The organism is Streptomyces sp. NPDC127177 (assembly GCF_042672475.1).
GTDB lineage: Bacteria > Actinomycetota > Actinomycetes > Streptomycetales > Streptomycetaceae > Streptomyces.
Map to the genome: position 1 here is coordinate 40,729 of NZ_JBHXUW010000055.1, position 15,661 is coordinate 56,389.

Annotated in this window: 13 protein-coding genes; 11 read left to right on the plus strand and 2 right to left on the minus strand. The window is 72.2% G+C overall.

Going from position 1 to position 15,661, the window contains the following annotated elements:
- Positions 1–43 precede the first annotated feature (43 nt).
- From sucB to ACFVJX_RS28280, 5 genes are all read left to right on the plus strand, one after another.
- Entirely contained in the window at positions 44–1,831 is a 1,788-nt protein-coding gene (gene sucB / locus ACFVJX_RS28260; protein WP_385746058.1) for a 2-oxoglutarate dehydrogenase, E2 component, dihydrolipoamide succinyltransferase, read from the plus strand.
- A gap of 149 nt (positions 1,832–1,980) precedes the next feature.
- The gene (locus ACFVJX_RS28265) at positions 1,981–2,604 is read left to right on the plus strand and encodes a GntR family transcriptional regulator (protein WP_384136577.1); all 624 of its coding nucleotides are present in this window, start codon (positions 1,981–1,983) and stop codon (positions 2,602–2,604) included.
- 260 nt (positions 2,605–2,864) lie between these two features.
- Positions 2,865–5,534 (plus strand): pyruvate dehydrogenase (acetyl-transferring), homodimeric type, encoded by a 2,670-nt coding sequence (gene aceE / locus ACFVJX_RS28270; protein ID WP_384136579.1) that lies wholly within the window; start codon positions 2,865–2,867, stop codon positions 5,532–5,534.
- Between the two features lie 179 nt (positions 5,535–5,713).
- Positions 5,714–6,694: a helix-turn-helix transcriptional regulator gene (locus ACFVJX_RS28275; RefSeq protein ID WP_384136581.1), complete on the plus strand. Its 981-nt coding sequence runs from the start codon at positions 5,714–5,716 to the stop codon at positions 6,692–6,694.
- A gap of 60 nt (positions 6,695–6,754) precedes the next feature.
- Positions 6,755–7,276, plus strand: a complete 522-nt coding sequence (locus tag ACFVJX_RS28280; RefSeq protein WP_384136583.1) for a DUF4240 domain-containing protein — start codon at positions 6,755–6,757, stop codon at positions 7,274–7,276.
- Positions 7,277–7,316: 40 nt separating this feature from the next.
- On the opposite strand, the gene ACFVJX_RS28285 is transcribed toward ACFVJX_RS28280, so the two are convergent.
- Positions 7,317–7,844: a GNAT family N-acetyltransferase gene (locus tag ACFVJX_RS28285; RefSeq protein ID WP_384136585.1), complete on the minus strand. Its 528-nt coding sequence runs from the start codon at positions 7,842–7,844 to the stop codon at positions 7,317–7,319.
- 54 nt (positions 7,845–7,898) lie between these two features.
- Between ACFVJX_RS28285 and ACFVJX_RS28290 the strand changes: the two genes are divergently transcribed.
- Both ACFVJX_RS28290 and ACFVJX_RS28295 read left to right on the plus strand, forming a co-directional pair.
- On the plus strand, positions 7,899–8,798 hold the full coding sequence (locus ACFVJX_RS28290) for a TIGR01777 family oxidoreductase (RefSeq protein WP_384136587.1): 900 nt from the start codon (positions 7,899–7,901) through the stop codon (positions 8,796–8,798).
- Positions 8,799–9,044: 246 nt separating this feature from the next.
- Entirely contained in the window at positions 9,045–10,394 is a 1,350-nt protein-coding gene (locus ACFVJX_RS28295) for an NAD(P)/FAD-dependent oxidoreductase (protein WP_384136589.1), read from the plus strand.
- A gap of 32 nt (positions 10,395–10,426) precedes the next feature.
- On the opposite strand, the gene ACFVJX_RS28300 is transcribed toward ACFVJX_RS28295, so the two are convergent.
- Positions 10,427–12,169, minus strand: a complete 1,743-nt coding sequence (locus ACFVJX_RS28300; RefSeq protein WP_384136591.1) for a regulator — start codon at positions 12,167–12,169, stop codon at positions 10,427–10,429.
- Between the two features lie 290 nt (positions 12,170–12,459).
- Between ACFVJX_RS28300 and lipB the strand changes: the two genes are divergently transcribed.
- From lipB to ACFVJX_RS28320, 4 genes are all read left to right on the plus strand, one after another.
- On the plus strand, positions 12,460–13,272 hold the full coding sequence (lipB, locus tag ACFVJX_RS28305) for a lipoyl(octanoyl) transferase LipB (RefSeq protein WP_384136592.1): 813 nt from the start codon (positions 12,460–12,462) through the stop codon (positions 13,270–13,272).
- A gap of 131 nt (positions 13,273–13,403) precedes the next feature.
- On the plus strand, positions 13,404–14,369 hold the full coding sequence (gene lipA, locus ACFVJX_RS28310; protein WP_384136593.1) for a lipoyl synthase: 966 nt from the start codon (positions 13,404–13,406) through the stop codon (positions 14,367–14,369).
- Positions 14,370–14,678: 309 nt separating this feature from the next.
- Positions 14,679–14,879 carry a hypothetical protein gene (locus ACFVJX_RS28315; protein ID WP_384136595.1) on the plus strand — a complete coding sequence of 67 codons (201 nt, stop codon included), beginning with the start codon at positions 14,679–14,681 and terminating at the stop codon, positions 14,877–14,879.
- A 19-nt stretch (positions 14,880–14,898) separates the two neighbouring features.
- Positions 14,899–15,609 carry a DUF4191 domain-containing protein gene (locus ACFVJX_RS28320; protein WP_384136597.1) on the plus strand — a complete coding sequence of 237 codons (711 nt, stop codon included), beginning with the start codon at positions 14,899–14,901 and terminating at the stop codon, positions 15,607–15,609.
- Positions 15,610–15,661: the final 52 nt, after the last annotated feature.

Below are 15,661 nucleotides of genomic sequence, written 5' to 3' on the forward strand. Positions count from 1 at the left end.
CGACCGACCTACTTCCGCACATTCGTAAGGAGCAACTGAAACCATGTCGGTTTCCGTAACCCTTCCGGCGCTCGGCGAGAGCGTCACCGAGGGCACTGTCACCCGTTGGCTGAAGGCCGAGGGCGAGCGCGTCGAGGCCGACGAGCCGTTGCTCGAGGTATCGACCGACAAGGTCGACACCGAGATTCCGGCCCCCGCCTCCGGCACCCTGACCTCCATCAAGGTCGCCGAGGACGAGACCGTCGAGGTCGGCGCCGAGCTGGCCGTCATCGACGACGGTTCGGGCGCCCCGGCGGCCGAGGCCGCACCGGCCGCCGAGCCGGAGGCCGCCCCGGCACCGGCCGCCGAGGCCCCCGCGGAGGCTCCGGCCCCCGAGGCCCCCGCCGAAGCCCCGGCCGCCCCCGCCGGTGGTGCCTCCGGCACCGACGTCACCCTTCCGGCGCTCGGCGAGAGCGTCACCGAGGGCACCGTCACCCGCTGGCTGAAGGAGGTCGGCGAGGAGGTCGCGGAGGACGAGCCCCTGCTCGAGGTCTCCACGGACAAGGTCGACACCGAGATCCCGGCCCCGGTTGCCGGTGTGCTGCTGGAGATCGTCGTCGGTGAGGACGAGACCGCCGAGGTCGGCGCCAAGCTCGCCGTCATCGGTGCTCCCGGTGCCGCCCCGGCCGCTGCTCCGGCTGCCGCCGCTCCGGCTCCGGCCGCCGCCCCGGCCCCCGCGGCTCCGGCGCCCGCTCCGGCCGCCCCCGCCCCGGCACCCGCCGCCCCCGCTCCGGCTCCGGCGGCTCCCGCCGCACCGGCCGCCGCTCCGGCCCCGGCCGCTCCGGCGCCCGCCGCCGCTGCTCCGGCTCCGGTCACCCCGGCGGCTCCGGCCGCTCCGGCCGCTCCGGCCGCGACCTCCGGTGACGACGGCGCCTACGTCACGCCGCTCGTCCGCAAGCTCGCCGCCGAGAACGGCGTCGACCTGGGCGCGGTCAAGGGCACCGGCGTCGGTGGCCGTATCCGCAAGCAGGACGTCGTCGCCGCCGCGGAGGCCGCCAAGGCCGCCGCCGCTGCTCCGGCACCCGCCGCCGCTCCGGCCGCCTCCAAGGCGCCGAAGCTGGAGGCGTCCCCGCTGCGCGGTCAGACGGTCAAGATGACCCGCATGCGCAAGGTCATCGGCGAGAACATGATGAAGGCGCTGCACTCGCAGGCTCAGCTGACCACGGTCGTCGAGGTCGACGTCACCAAGCTGATGAAGCTGCGCAACAAGGCGAAGGACGCCTTCGCGGCCCGTGAGGGCGTCAAGCTCTCCCCGATGCCGTTCTACGTCAAGGCCGCCGCCCAGGCGCTGAAGGCCCACCCGGTCGTCAACGCCCGGATCAACGAGGACGAAGGCACGATCACGTACTTCGACTCGGAGAACATCGGCATCGCCGTGGACGCCGAGAAGGGTCTGATGACCCCGGTCATCAAGGGTGCGGGCGACCTCAACATCGCCGGTATCTCGAAGAAGACCGCCGAGCTGGCCGGCAAGGCCCGCGGTGGCGGCCTGACGCCGGACGACATGTCCGGTGCCACCTTCACCATCAGCAACACCGGCTCGCGCGGTGCGCTGTTCGACACCGTGATCGTGCCGCCGAACCAGGCAGCCATCCTGGGCATCGGCGCCACCGTCAAGCGCCCGGCTGTCATCGAGACCGAGGAGGGCACCGTCATCGGTGTCCGCGACATGACGTACCTCGCGCTCTCCTACGACCACCGTCTGGTGGACGGCGCGGACGCCGCCCGTTACCTGACCGCGGTCAAGGCGATCCTCGAGGCCGGTGAGTTCGAGGTCGAGCTCGGCCTCTGAGCACCGCGGTTGTAACCAGCCTCACCAGCGGCGCCCCCGTCCGGAACACTCCCGGGCGGGGGCGCCGCCGTATTGTCTAGACACCACCGGTCGCCCCCGGCAGCGGGGGTGGGTGCAGGCAGCACCGGTTTGCCCCGAAGGAGCCCGACATGACCCCGCCCGTCGTCCACTCGCTGCGCGAGCAGATCCGCGAGCACATCGTGGACGGGATCGTCAGCGGGCGCTGGAAGCCGGGCGAGCGGATCGTGGAGCGCCGGATCGCCACCGAGCTGGAGGTCAGCCAGACGCCGGTGCGCGAGGCGCTGCGGGAGCTGGAGACGCTCCGGCTGATCGAGTCGGCGCCCAACAAGGGCGTCCGGGTCCGCAATCTCACCGCGGCCGACCTGGAGGAGAGCTATCCGGTACGTGCCGGTTTGGAGCAGATCGCGGCGGAGCTGGCGGCCCCCGGACTCGGCGAGGACTGCTCACTGCTCGCACCACACGTGACGGCTCTGTACGAGGCCGACCGGCTGGCCGACGGCGAGGCCCAGGTGCGCCACACGGTCGGTTTCCACCGCGAGCTGGTCCGGGCGGCAGGCAACGCCGTGCTGCTGCACACCTGGGAGGGGCTCGGCATCGAGGTCTTCACGGCGCTCTCGATCCGCTGGCTCGGCACGGTGCAGAAGTCGTACGCCGAGGAGCACGAGGCGCTCATCGAGGCGTTCCTACGCAAGGACCCGGACATCGGTGTGCTGGTCAAGGCGCATGTGCTGGGCTGCGCACCGCGCGCCTGACACCGGCGGTGCGCATGTGACGCGAGGGGTGCTCACCTGCACCGATGCGCACCCCTTTTGTTCAAGAATGTCCCGTCACTGCGTGCCCCGTTCTGCGGCACGCCATGCCACTTTCTCCATATCAAGAAGTTTTGCCTTTCATCCTTTGATCGATCATCGATCGGCGACTTAGAGTTCATCCGCGGGCCCACCGGCCCCATCGCCCTGTCCTGCCAGTCAGGGACTTTCTCCACCCCCCTCCTCACCGGAAGGCGGCGATCATGACCGACCCCGTAGGAAAGCTTCCGAGCGAGCTCGACCAGCTCCCGGACCGCGACCCCGAGGAGACCGCCGAATGGGCGGCCTCCCTGGATGCCGTCACCAAGGCCGCAGGCCCGCACCGCGCCGCATACCTGATGCGCCGCTCGCTCCAGCACGCCGAGGGCGCCGGTCTCGCGCTGCCCAAACTGCTGGAGACCGATTACGTCAACTCCATCCCGACCGCCGCGGAGCCCGCCTTCGACGGTGACCTGGAGATGGAGTCGAAGATCACCGCGTGGAACCGCTGGAACGCGGCCGCGATGGTCACCCGTGGCTCCCGGTTCGGGGTCGGTGGCCACATCGCCACCTTCGCCTCGGCGGCCTGGCTGTACGAGACCGGCTTCAACCACTTCTTCCGCGGCAAGGAGGGGGACGGCTCCGGGGACCAGCTCTACATACAGGGCCATGCCTCCCCCGGCATCTACGCCCGCGCCTTCCTCGACGGCCGGCTCAGCGAGCAGCAGCTCGACAACTTCCGCCAGGAGGCGGGCGGCGACGGTCTGCCCTCCTACCCGCACCCGCGGCGGCTGCCCTGGCTGTGGGAGTTCCCCACCGTGTCGATGGGTCTCGGCCCGCTCTCGGCCGTCTACCAGGCGCGCTTCAACCGTTATCTGAGCAACCGCAACATCAAGGACACGTCGAACTCGCACGTCTGGGCCTTCCTGGGCGACGGCGAGATGGACGAGCCCGAGTCGACGGCGGCCCTCGCCCTCGCGGCCCGTGAGCAGCTCGACAACCTGACCTTCGTCATCAACTGCAACCTGCAGCGCCTCGACGGTCCGGTCCGCGCCAACTTCCGCGTGGTCCAGGAGCTGGAGGGCGCCTTCCGCGGCGCCGGCTGGAACGTCGTCAAGACGCTCTGGGGCAACGCGTGGGACGAGCTGTTCCAGCTGGACACCACGGGTGCGCTGGTCCGTCGGCTCCGGGAGGTCCCGGACGCGCAGTTCCAGACGTACGCCACCCGCGACGTCGCCTACATCCGTGAGCACTTCTTCGGCGCCGAGCCCGCGCTCGCCGAGCTGGCGAAGCTGCTCACCGACGCGAAGATCGCCGAGTGTTTCCACACCTCTCGCGGTGGCCACGAGGCCCGCAAGGTGTACGCGGCGTACAGGGCTGCCCTGGAGCACAAGGGTGCGCCGACGGTGATCCTGGCGCAGACGGTGAAGGGCTACACGCTCGGCCCGGGCTTCGAGTCGCGCAACGCCAACCACCAGATGAAGAAGCTGGACGGCAAGCAGTTCCGCGCCATGCGCGATCTGCTGGACCTGCCGATCCCGGACGCGAAGCTGGACGAGGGCCTGGTGCCCTACGGCCACCCGGGCGCCGACTCGCCCGAGGTCCGCTACCTCCAGGAGCGCCGTGCCGCACTCGGCGGCCCCGCCCCGGCCCGCCGGGTGCACGCGGTGGCGCTGCCGCAGCCCGAGGAGCGTGCGTTCAGCGCGCTGAAGAAGGGCTCCGGCAAGCAGGAGCTGGCCACCACGATGGCGTTCGTGCGGCTGGCCAAGGACCTGATGCGGGACAAGGAGACCGGCAAGCGCTGGGTTCCGATCGTCCCCGACGAGGCCCGCACCTTCGGCATGGAGGCGCTGTTCCCGTCGGCCGGCATCTACTCGCCGCTGGGCCAGACGTACGACCCGGTCGACCGCGACCAGCTGATGTACTACAAGGAAGCCAAGGACGGCCAGGTCCTCAACGAGGGCATCACCGAGGCCGGCGCGATGGCCGACTTCATCGCCGCGTCCACGTCGTACGCGACGCACGGCGAGCCGATGATCCCGTTCTACATCTTCTACTCGATGTTCGGCTGGCAGCGCACGGGCGACCAGTTCTGGCAGCTGGGCGACCAGCTCGGCCGCGGCTTCGTGGTCGGCGCCACGGCGGGCCGTACGACGCTGACGGGTGAGGGCCTCCAGCACGCGGACGGCCACTCGCACCTGATCGCGTCCACGAACCCGGCGTCGCTCAACTACGACCCGGCGTTCGCGTACGAGATCGCGGTCATCGTCCAGGACGGTCTGCGGCGGATGTACGGCCCCGACGCCGAGAACGTCTTCTACTACCTGACGGTCTACAACGAGCCGAAACCGCAGCCCGCGATGCCGGAAGGCGTCGAGGAGGGCATCGTCAAGGGCCTCTACCGCTTCAAGGAGGGCACGCCCGCGAAGGCGGACGCTCCCCGCCTTCAGCTGATGGCGTCCGGTACGGCCATCCACTGGGCCCTCAAGGCCCAGGAGCTGCTGGCCGCGGACTGGGGTGTCACGGCCGACGTCTGGTCCGCGACCTCGTGGGGCGAGCTGCGCCGGGACGCGCTGGAGTGCGACGAGGCGCTGCTCCGCGGTGAGCAGCGGGTGCCGTACGTGACCCAGGCGCTGGAGGGCGCACCGGGTCCGGTCCTCGCGGTCAGCGACTGGATGCGCGCGGTGCCGGACCAGATCAGTCAGTGGGTGGAGCAGGACTGGTCCTCGCTCGGTACGGACGGCTTCGGCCTCTCCGACACCCGCGAGGCCGCCCGGCGCCACTTCGGCGTGGACGCGCAGTCGGTCACGGTCGCGGCGCTGGCCCAGCTGGCCCGTCGCGGCGAGGTGCCTGCGTCCGCGGTCAAGGAGGCCCGCGAGCGGTACGGGCTCTGACAGCCCGGAGGACGGGGCGCGGGCCCACCCCCGTGCCCCGTCCTCCGCGTGCGCGCCCCCGGCTCCGGCACGGGCTTTCGGCCTCGGTCGCGTGATCGGGCCTGCTCTTCCGGCCCGATCGCACTCTTTCTCCGAGCCCGGCCGGCGGCCGGGGCCACCACCGCGGACACAATGGCCGCATGCGTGCTGCCCGGCTCATCAGAATGGTGCTGCTCCTTCAGTCCCGCCCCACCATGACCGCCACCGAGCTCGCCCAGGAGCTGGGCGTGTCGGAGCGGACCGTCACCCGGGACGCCCAGGCGCTCTCGGAGGCCGGCGTCCCGGTCTACGCGGAGCGGGGACGGGCGGGCGGGTACCGGCTCATCGGCGGGTACCGCACACGGCTCACCGGTCTCGCCCGCGACGAGGCCGAGGCGCTCTTCCTCTCCGGCCTGCCCGCCGCCCTGCGCGAGATGGGCCTGGAGGACGCCGCGTCCGCCGCCCGGCTGAAGGTGTCGGCGGCCCTCCTCCCCTCCCTGCGGGACGCCTCGGCCGGCGTCGCCCAGCGGTTCCACCTGGACGCGCCCGGCTGGTACCAGGAACCGGCCACCCCCGAACTGCTGCCCGTCGTCGCCGAGGCCGTCCGGGACGACCGGACGGTACTGGCCCGCTACCGCCGGGCAGGCCACGAGAGCGGCGCGGAACGGGAGCTGGCCCCGTACGGCCTCGTCCTGAAGGCCGGGGTCTGGTACCTGTGCGCCCGCGCGGGGGACGGCTTCCGGGTCTACAGGATCGACCGGTTCACGGCCGTCACCGTGACGGACACCCGGTTCGTCCGGGACGAGAGCTTCGACCTGCCCGGTTTCTGGCAGGAGCGCGCGGCGCAGTTCGCCCGGTCGATCCTGCGTGCCGAGGTGACGCTGCGCCTCTCCCCCGCGGCGGCCGCCCGGCTGCCGCACACCGTGGACCGGGTCGCCGCCCGGGACGCCCTGGACGCGGCGGGACCGCCCGGGGCCGACGGATGGGTCACGGTCACTCTGCCGGTCGAGTCCCTGGACGTGGCGTACAGCCAGCTGCTCTCCCTGGGGCCGGAGTTGGAGGTCCTGGAACCGGCCGCACTGCGAACCCGCTTCGCCTGCGCCGCCGAACGTCTGCACGAGCTCTATCGGCGGCACCTGTAAGGCTTCATTTCGGTGTCTCCGCGTGCATCGCCCGCCGCCAGGGCAGATGCTGGACCCGTGATGGACGAGACGGATTTCTGGGAGCTCATCGACAGCACCCGCGAGGCCGCCGACGGCGACCCCGAGGACCACGCGGACCTGCTCGTCGAACGGCTGGTGCAGCTCGATCCGGATTCCGTGCTGGACTTCGCCCGGCACTTCGAGGCCCGCTACAACCGTGCCTACCGCTGGGATCTGTGGGGCGCAGCCGCCCTGCTGCTCGGTGGCGCGAGCGACGACGCCTTCGACTACTTCCGCTGCTGGCTGATCGGCCAGGGCCGGGAGGTCTTCGAGGGTGCCGTGCACGACCCCGACAGCCTCGCCGAGCTGCTCGACGACTTCGACGACGAGCTGGACGGGGACGCGGAGGAACTGGGCTACGCCGCCGACGAGGCGTACGAGCAGCTCACCGGGGTGGTCGCGCCGGACCTCGGACTGCCGCCCCAGCCGGCCGAGCCCGAGGGCACCGCTTTCAGCCTCGAGGACGACGCGGCCCTGGCCGAACGCTTCCCGTCGCTCCAGGAGCGGTTCGGCAGCGTCTGAGCGGCAGCGTCCGAGCGACACCGTTCCTCCGTCACCCGGTTCAGGGGGCGAGCGGGCGCCCCATCAGCACATCGTCCACGTAACGCCCGCCGAGGAAGAACTCGCCGGGCAGCACCCCCTCGACGGCGAACCCCTCCGACGCGTACAGGGCTCGCGCGGGCTCGTTGTGTCCGAGCACCCGCAGCGTCATCCGGTTCGCCCCCTGGCTCCGGGCCACGGTCATCGCGGCCCGCAGCAGGTCCCGGGCGATCCCCCGGCCCCTGGCCCAGTCGGCCACGGCCAGGCCCTGTATCTGGCGTACGTGCGCGTTGCAGGCCAGCGGGGTCGGGGGGACCAGCCTGATGTACCCGGCGAGCGACGGCTCCCCGGCCCGGTCCGTCGCCTCGGCCACCAGGAAGTCCTCCGGCCGGTGCCTGTCGTCGAAGAAGGGCGGGTACGGCGGCTGCGGCCTCGGCTGCACGGCGTGCAGTGTCGACCAGGTGGCACGGTCGAGCTCGCCGAGCGCGGTCCCGTCGGAGAGGGCCGAGGGACGGAGGGAGTGGGCCGGATGCGTATGGGTCTCGGACATGCGCGCCACTGTGCCACGCCGCCCGCGGCCCGTTCCGTGCGGCAGGATGGACCCATGCCGCACTCCCGTATTGCCATCAGCGGATCGACCGGACTCATCGGAGCGGCCCTGGTCCGCTCGCTGCGGACCGACGGGCACGAGGTGGTCCGGTTGGTCCGGCACCCGGCCAGGTCCGGCGACGAGGTGGAGTGGGACCCGAAGCGGAGTTACGTCGACGTGGCCGGTCTCGTGGGCTGCGACGCCGTAGTCCATCTCGCCGGGGCCGGGGTGGGCGACCACCGCTGGACCGAGGCGTACAAGCGGGAGATCCGGGAGAGCCGGGTGCTCGGCACCGCCGCGGTCGCGGAGGCCGTCGCCTCGCTCGACACTCCTCCGAAGGTGCTGCTGGCCGGGTCCGCGATCGGCTACTACGGCGACACCGGGGACCGGGCCGTCGACGAGGGCGCTCCGCCCGGCGAGGGTTTCCTGCCGTCGGTGTGCGTGGAGTGGGAGGAGGCGACCGCCGCCGCGGAGGAGGCCGGGATCCGGACCGTGCACGCCCGCACCGGACTGGTCGTCGCCCGGCAGGGCGGGGCCTGGGGCCGGCTCTTCCCGCTCTTCCGGGCGGGGCTCGGCGGGCGACTGGGCAACGGGCGGCAGTACTGGAGCTTCATCGCGCTGCACGACCACATCGCGGCCCTGCGGCACATCCTCGACACCCCGGAGCTTTCCGGGCCGGTGAATCTGACCGGCCCCGACCCCGTGACCAACGGCGAGGTGACGGCGGCGATGGGCCGGGTGCTGCACCGGCCCACCCTCTTCACCGCGCCCGCTCCGGCGCTTCGGATCGCGCTGGGCGACTTCGCCGGGGATGTGCTGGGCAGTCAGCGGGTGCTGCCGGGACGGCTGATGGACTCGGGATTCACGTTCGCCTTCCCCGGGATCGACGCCGCCATCCGCGCCGCACTGCGCTGATCCGGTCCGCTCCGGCGCGCTGTTCCCGCCCGCTCCGGCCGGCCGCCCCTGATCCTCGTCGGACGGGCCGGGGAGACCACCCGTCGGCACATTCAGACGGGTGTGCGACCCCGTGCACCGGTGCCCCGGTCCGCGCGACTGCGCCGATATCCGGCCGCACTCCTAGCCTCATGGCGAACTCGCGCATTCCGGTGGTCTGTTGAGGGCAAGAGCCTCCCACCAATTGCGCCGACTCGGGGAGGGCACGTGCTCAGCACGGCACACCACGCGGACGTCGTCATCATCGGGGCCGGGATCGCCGGTCTGTCAGCGGCCCACCAGCTGACCAGCGCGGGAGTCAGCGTCAGCGTCCTGGAGGCCGGCCCCCGGGTCGGCGGCCGGATGATGACGGAGGAGGTGGACGGCTTCCGGCTCGACCGCATCGGCCCACTCCTCAACACCTCGTACCCGGAGCTGCGCGCGGCACCCGGGCTCGACGGACTCGTCCTGCGGAACTTCGCTCCCGGCGTGCTCGTCCACAGCGGCGGCCGCCGCTACCGGACCGGCGAGGTCAGGGGCGCCCGGGGCGCGCGCAACGCCCGCGGTGCGCTCAAGGCGGCGCGCGCCCTCGCAAGCGCCCCCAGAGCGCCGCTCAGCACCACCCTGACCGGGGCGATGGGCGGCGCGATCGACCACGCCAGGCTGGGCGCGGCACTGTCCCGCCTCGCCGCCACACCACGGGCGCGTGTACTGGCCCGGCCCGAACGGACCGCGCTGGAAGCCCTGTCCGGCCGTGGCCTGTCCTCCCGAACGCTCAACGGCTTCGTCCGGCCGCTGCTCACCGCGCTGCTCAGCGACCCCGAACTCACCACGTCCAGCCGGTGCGCCGATCTCGCCCTGCGCGGCTATGCGAGCGGCAGGCTCTGTGTGCCGTCGGGAGGTTCCGGGACGCTGCCCGAACTGCTGGCGGCGGCGCTGCCCCCCGGCACCGTACGGACGGGGGTGCACGTGACGGCCGCCGACATCACCTCGGTACGCACCAAGGAGCACGGCGAACTGGGCTGCCGCGCGCTGCTGCTGGCCACCGGGGCGGGCGCCGCCGCCGAGTTGCTGCCCGGTCTGCGGGTACCGTCCTTCCACCCGGTGACGGTGCTCCACCACACCGCACCCGCCGCCCCTCCGACCGGGGCGTCGCTGGTGCTGGACGCCGACCGTTCGGGCCCTGTCGCGCACACCGCGGTGATGAGCGAGGTCGACCCGGCGCGCGCACCGCACGGCCGGACCCTGGTCAGCTCGACGGTGCTCGGCACCCCGCCGCCCGATCTGGACCGCGCCGTCCGCGCCCACCTCGCCGTGCTCCACGGCACTCCAACGGACGACTGGGGGCTGCTGGCCGTCCACCACGACCCGGAGGCGGTGCCCGCGATGGAGGTTCCGCACGACCCGCACCGTCCGGTCCGGCTGGTCGCGGGACTCTACGTGTGCGGCGACCACCGCGATACGAGCACGGTCCCGGGAGCCCTGAACTCGGCCCGCCGCGCCGCCGGGGCGATCCTCACCGACCTGGGCGTGCGGCCCGGGTACGGAAGCGCCGCCGCGCTCCCGGAGGCGGCGTAGGGGCCGCCCGGCGCACCGCTGCCGGCCCGGCCTCACCCGAGTGCGGCGACCCGCTCGCGGTATCCGCGTACGGCGGCGGCGTCCCGGAACGGTTCGAGCCGCCGCTCGAAGTCCCGTACGTACTCCGTGGCACGCACCGACCTCATCTCCGCGGCCTGCTGTGCGGCCTCCGCGCCGAGCCGGCAGGCCTGTTCGAGCTCACCGAGCCCGAGCCGGGCGGACGCCAGCACCACCCGGCAGAACAGCCGGCTGCGGGCGTACGCGGGGGCGCGCAGCTGGAGCGAGCGCTCCGCGTGCTGCGCGGCGGCCCGGTACTGCTGGAGGTCGCGGTAGCAGTGGCCGAACTCGTCGGCCAGCTGGGCCTCGTCGAAGTAGCGCGCCCAGTGGGGCACCTCGTCGCCGGGCCGGGAGACCTCCAGCGCGCGTTCCGCCCGTGCCAGTGAGGCGGCGCAGGCCTTGGCCTCCCCGAGGACGCCGTGACCGCGCGCCTCGACCGCGTGCAGCAGGGCCAGGACGGCGTTCGGTGCCGCCGAGCCGATGCCCTGCTGCGCGACCCGGGCCAGCTGCACCGCCTCCCTGCCGTGCCCGAGGTAGACCGCCTGCCGGCTCATGGTGATCAGGACGTAGCTGCCGTAGGCCCGGTCCCCGGCGGCCTGGGCGAGCCGTAACGCCTGGACGAAGTACCGCTGGGCGAGCCCGTGCGCGGCGATGTCGTAGGAGGTCCAGCCGGCGAGGCGGGTCAGATCGGCGGCGGCGGCGAACAGCCGGCGGCCGGTGGCCTCGCTGTAGGTGCCGCGCAGCATCGGTTCCGCCTCGTGCTCCAGGTACCGCACCAGGGCCTGCCGGGCGTGGCCGCCGCCGTAGGTGTTGTCCAGGGTGCGGAAGAGCTCGGAGACGGACCGCAGGGCGGCCACGTCTCCGCTGCCGACCTTCTGGCCGGAGCCCCGCTCGGTCTGCCGCTGCCGGGGCACGCCGGGCGGGGCGGGCAGCGCCCCCGGCGCCGCGAGGGAGCCCGGAGAGCCGGGAGAGCCGGGAGGCGCGGTGGGGCCAGGGGGCCGGGGAGGCATGGGCCCCCGGGGGCCCGGCCGTCCGCCGGGGCCGGGGGCGCCGCCCTGCTCGGGCACCGCCCCGAGGCTGCCGGGGGCGGGGGGCTGCGCGAGGCCGGGGCTCCCGGGGGCGTGAGCGTTGACTCCGGCGCCGTACAGCCCGTTCGGACCTGGTGCCCCGCGTTGGCCGCCGACCGTGCGGACACCGTGCGTCCTGCCGCCCGCCCCGGAACCGGGGGCGCCACCGCCCGCCCCGAGCGCCGCGGGCTCGCCGCCGCGGCCCACCCATTCGTCCGCCCGCCCGATCAGCCAGTCCCGGCTGGGCACGACCAGTCCGGCCGGGGTGAAGGCGATCTTCCGCAGCTCCGCATGGCTGCCGGAGTCCTTCCGCCACAGCCCGCTGACGATGTCGACCGCCTCCGTCGGCGTGGCCGCGAACTCCAGACCCGCGTAGACGGGGGCGCACGCGTCCAGGCCCAGGTCCTGGGCCGAGAATCTGCGCCCGAGCCGCCTGGTGAAGACCTCGGCGATCAGGGCCGGGGTGGTCCCCCGCGGCTGCTGTCCGCGCAGCCAGCGGGTCACGGAGGTCTTGTCGTAGCGCAGGTCGAGGCCGTGTTCGAGCCCGAGCTGGTCCACCCGGCGGGCGAGGCCGGCGTTGGAGAATCCGGCTTCGGTGATGAGCGAGGCGAGTCGGCGGTTGGGGGTGCGCTGCGGAGGTCGTTCCGACATCAGCTGTACGGTCTCCTGCCTTCGGGGCGGGCGGACACGCCCTGGGGCTGCCCGAAGGGCCGTCCCGTAGGCAACGGCGCGAATTTAGCGGCCTGCGCGGCGGTCCCGGCCACCTTGGCTTCACATTCATCCGATCGTGTGAGGATTGTGGTGACGCTGACGGGAACGACCTGCCGGACCACGGATCCGAATGCGGTCGTACAGTTGCGGGTGGCGCGATTCGGTGCATGGTGCCGTGACACCGGGGGCACTCCCCCGGCCCCGGCCCCGCAAGGAGAAAGGCTGCTGCCGTGACTGAGCTTCGGTTCGTCCGTCTGGGATTCGGCGAGGAGGCCGTCGACTACCGGGAGGCCTGGCAGAAGCAGCGCGAGGTGCACGCGGCACGGTTCGAGGACACCGTTCCCGACACCTGTCTGCTGCTGGAGCACCCGCCCGTCTACACGGCGGGGCGGCGCACGGCCGACAGCGAGCGCCCCCTGGACGGCACGCCGGTCATCGACGTGGACCGCGGCGGCAAGATCACCTGGCACGGGCCGGGTCAGCTGGTCGGCTATCCGATCCAGAAGCTGCCGCGCCCGGTGGACGTCGTCGCGCACGTGCGCCGCCTGGAGGACGCGCTGATCCGCACGGCGGCCGAGTTCGGGGTGGCGACCAGCCGGGTCGAGGGCCGCAGCGGTGTCTGGGTGCTCGGCGATCCGGTCGAGCAGCGCCCGGCGGTCGGCGGTCTCTCCCTCGACTTCGACCCCAGGCTCCAGGACGAGGAGTTCGACGCCCGGCTGAACGGGCCCGAGTACGCCCCCTCCAACGCCGGCCAGCGCCGCGAGGACCGCAAACTGGCCGCGATCGGCATCCGGGTGGCCAAGGGCGTGACCATGCACGGCTTCGCCCTCAACGTGAACCCGGACAACACCTCGTTCGACCGGATCGTGCCGTGCGGCATCCGGGACGCGGGCGTCACCTCACTGGCGTACGAGCTGGGCCGCGACCTCACCATCGCGGATGTCCTCCCGGTCGTCGAGAAGCACCTCAGGGACGTCCTGGAGAACGCCGAACTCGCCCCCCGCACGATCGAGCGCCCGGCCGATGCCGTGGCCACGGCATGACGCTCGGAGTGCCGCTCCGGGAATAGGCCCTGTCGGCCACAGGTTGGCCAGACGTAAAGCCGTATGAACTACGGGCGTACCCTGGGGTTCGCCGAAGAATCCAATGCAGCACAAGCAAAGGGAGTGCCGGAGTGTCCGCTGTCGCACCCGACGGGCGCAAGATGCTGCGCCTTGAGGTCCGGAACAGCCAGACCCCCATCGAGCGGAAGCCCGAGTGGATCAAAACCCGGGCGAAGATGGGCCCCGAGTACAACCAGCTGCAGAAGCTCGTCAAGAGCGAGGGTCTGCACACGGTGTGCCAGGAGGCGGGCTGCCCCAACATCTTCGAGTGCTGGGAGGACCGCGAGGCCACGTTCCTCATCGGCGGCGACCAGTGCACCCGGCGCTGTGACTTCTGCCAGATCGACACGGGCAAGCCGCAGGCGCTGGACCGGGACGAACCCCGTCGCGTCGGCGAGTCCGTCGTCACGATGGACCTGAACTACGCCACCATCACCGGCGTCGCCCGCGACGACCTGGAGGACGGCGGTGCCTGGCTGTACGCGGAGACCGTGCGCCAGATCCACGCGCAGACGGCGGAGCGGGAGGGCGGCTACACCAAGGTCGAGCTGCTGATCCCCGACTTCAACGCCGAGCCGGAGCAGCTCGCCGAGGTCTTCTCCTCGCGCCCCGAGGTACTGGGGCACAACGTGGAGACGGTGCCGCGGATCTTCAAGCGGATCCGTCCCGGCTTCCGGTACGAGCGCTCCCTGGAGGTCATCACGCGGGCCCGCGAGGCCGGTCTGGTGACCAAGTCCAACCTGATCCTCGGCATGGGCGAGACCCGTGAGGAAGTCAGCCAGGCGCTCCGCGACCTGCACGACGCGGGTTGCGAGCTCATCACGATCACGCAGTACCTGCGGCCGTCCCCGCGCCACCACCCGGTCGAGCGCTGGGTGAAGCCGCACGAGTTCGTGGAGCTCAAGGAGGAGGCCGACGCGATCGGCTACTCCGGTGTGATGTCCGGGCCGCTGGTCCGTTCCTCGTACCGCGCGGGCCGGCTCTTCCAGCAGGCGGTCGAACGGCGCGACGCCGCCACCACCGCGCGGACCGCGTGAACCGCGCCCGTGTGAAACCGCGCACAAGAGACTACTGAACAGTAGTGGCTGGTTCGGCGCGGCCCGTGCGCTCCTCGCAGGTCGGAGGCGCGTATGGGCCGCGCCGACGTGCGCGCCGCCCATATCAAGGGTTCATTGGTGTTTGACCGACCGGTCATGCGCTGGTAACACCGAGCAGTGACGCTGGATGCACGCAGCGCAGTGGCTCTCCGCCGCTGCCGACGCCGCTTCCGTATCCAGTCCGCGCAGCACACTTCGCCCACTGAGCGCCGCTCAGTGACGCGCATCCGTTCCGAGGGGACTTCCACGATGCAGGCCGTGCCGGTACGCGCCACCGCCATTCCGTCCGTCACCACTGCCCTTCGCGCCGTCGAGTCACTGCTGATGAGCAGCGGCCAGCGCACCGCCCGCCGCAACGCCTGGACGGCCGTCCTGGAGGACCGCCGCCGGGCCAAGGACCGGGTCGAGTCCGAGTACGTACTGGAGGCCGTGGCCGAGCACCGTTCCTAGGCCACGTAAACTTCATTGCATGGCGAGGAAGGCAAAAACCACTGAAGGCGCGGACAGCGCCGAGAACGCGGGGCGGCTCAAGCAGATCGCCCTGACCTACAAGATGACCAGGCGGACCGACACCAAGATCGGTCTTGTCGTCGCGGGTGTGGGAATCGTCACCTTCGGTGTCCTCCTCGCGATCGGTTTCTTGATCAACCACCCGATCTACGTGGGCATCCTGGGCTTCGTGCTCGCCCTCCTCGCGATGGCGATCGTCTTCGGACGGCGTGCCGAGCGGGCCGCCTTCGGGCAGATGGAGGGCCAGCCGGGCGCTGCGGCGGCGGTGCTGGACCGCGTGGGCCGGGGCTGGTCCACGACACCCGCGGTCGCGATGAACCGCAGCCAGGACGTCGTCCACCGTGCCGTGGGCAAGGCGGGCATCGTGCTGGTGGGCGAGGGCAACCCGAACCGGGTGAAGACCCTGCTCGCGGCCGAGAAGAAGAAGATGGCCCGCATCGTGGTCGACGTACCCGTGCACGACATCATCGTCGGCAACGGCGAGGGCCAGGTGCCGCTCAAGAAGGTGCGCACCAAGATGCTGAAGCTGCCGCGCGTCCTGACCGGCCCCCAGGTGACGGCCGCCAACGACCGGCTGCGCGCGATGGGCGACCTGATGAGCAACATGCCGCTGCCGAAGGGCCCGATGCCGAAGGGCATGCGGATGCCGCGCGGCGGAAAGATGCGCTGACGCACGGACGGGCATACGAAGAGGGCGGGTCACGAACTCCTGGTTCGTGACC

Excerpts from the sequence above, each read along its gene's own strand:
- ACFVJX_RS28300 (WP_384136591.1), bottom strand. The coding sequence starts at position 12,169 with ATGTCGGAACGACCTCCGCAGCGCACCCCCAACCGCCGACTCGCCTCG.
- ACFVJX_RS28320 (WP_384136597.1), top strand. The coding sequence starts at position 14,899 with ATGGCGAGGAAGGCAAAAACCACTGAAGGCGCGGACAGCGCCGAGAAC.
- ACFVJX_RS28315 (WP_384136595.1), top strand. The coding sequence starts at position 14,679 with ATGCAGGCCGTGCCGGTACGCGCCACCGCCATTCCGTCCGTCACCACT.
- ACFVJX_RS28265 (WP_384136577.1), top strand. The coding sequence starts at position 1,981 with ATGACCCCGCCCGTCGTCCACTCGCTGCGCGAGCAGATCCGCGAGCAC.
- aceE (WP_384136579.1), top strand. The coding sequence starts at position 2,865 with ATGACCGACCCCGTAGGAAAGCTTCCGAGCGAGCTCGACCAGCTCCCG.
- ACFVJX_RS28280 (WP_384136583.1), top strand. The coding sequence starts at position 6,755 with ATGGACGAGACGGATTTCTGGGAGCTCATCGACAGCACCCGCGAGGCC.
- ACFVJX_RS28285 (WP_384136585.1), bottom strand. The coding sequence starts at position 7,844 with ATGTCCGAGACCCATACGCATCCGGCCCACTCCCTCCGTCCCTCGGCC.
- ACFVJX_RS28275 (WP_384136581.1), top strand. The coding sequence starts at position 5,714 with ATGCGTGCTGCCCGGCTCATCAGAATGGTGCTGCTCCTTCAGTCCCGC.
- ACFVJX_RS28290 (WP_384136587.1), top strand. The coding sequence starts at position 7,899 with ATGCCGCACTCCCGTATTGCCATCAGCGGATCGACCGGACTCATCGGA.
- sucB (WP_385746058.1), top strand. The coding sequence starts at position 44 with ATGTCGGTTTCCGTAACCCTTCCGGCGCTCGGCGAGAGCGTCACCGAG.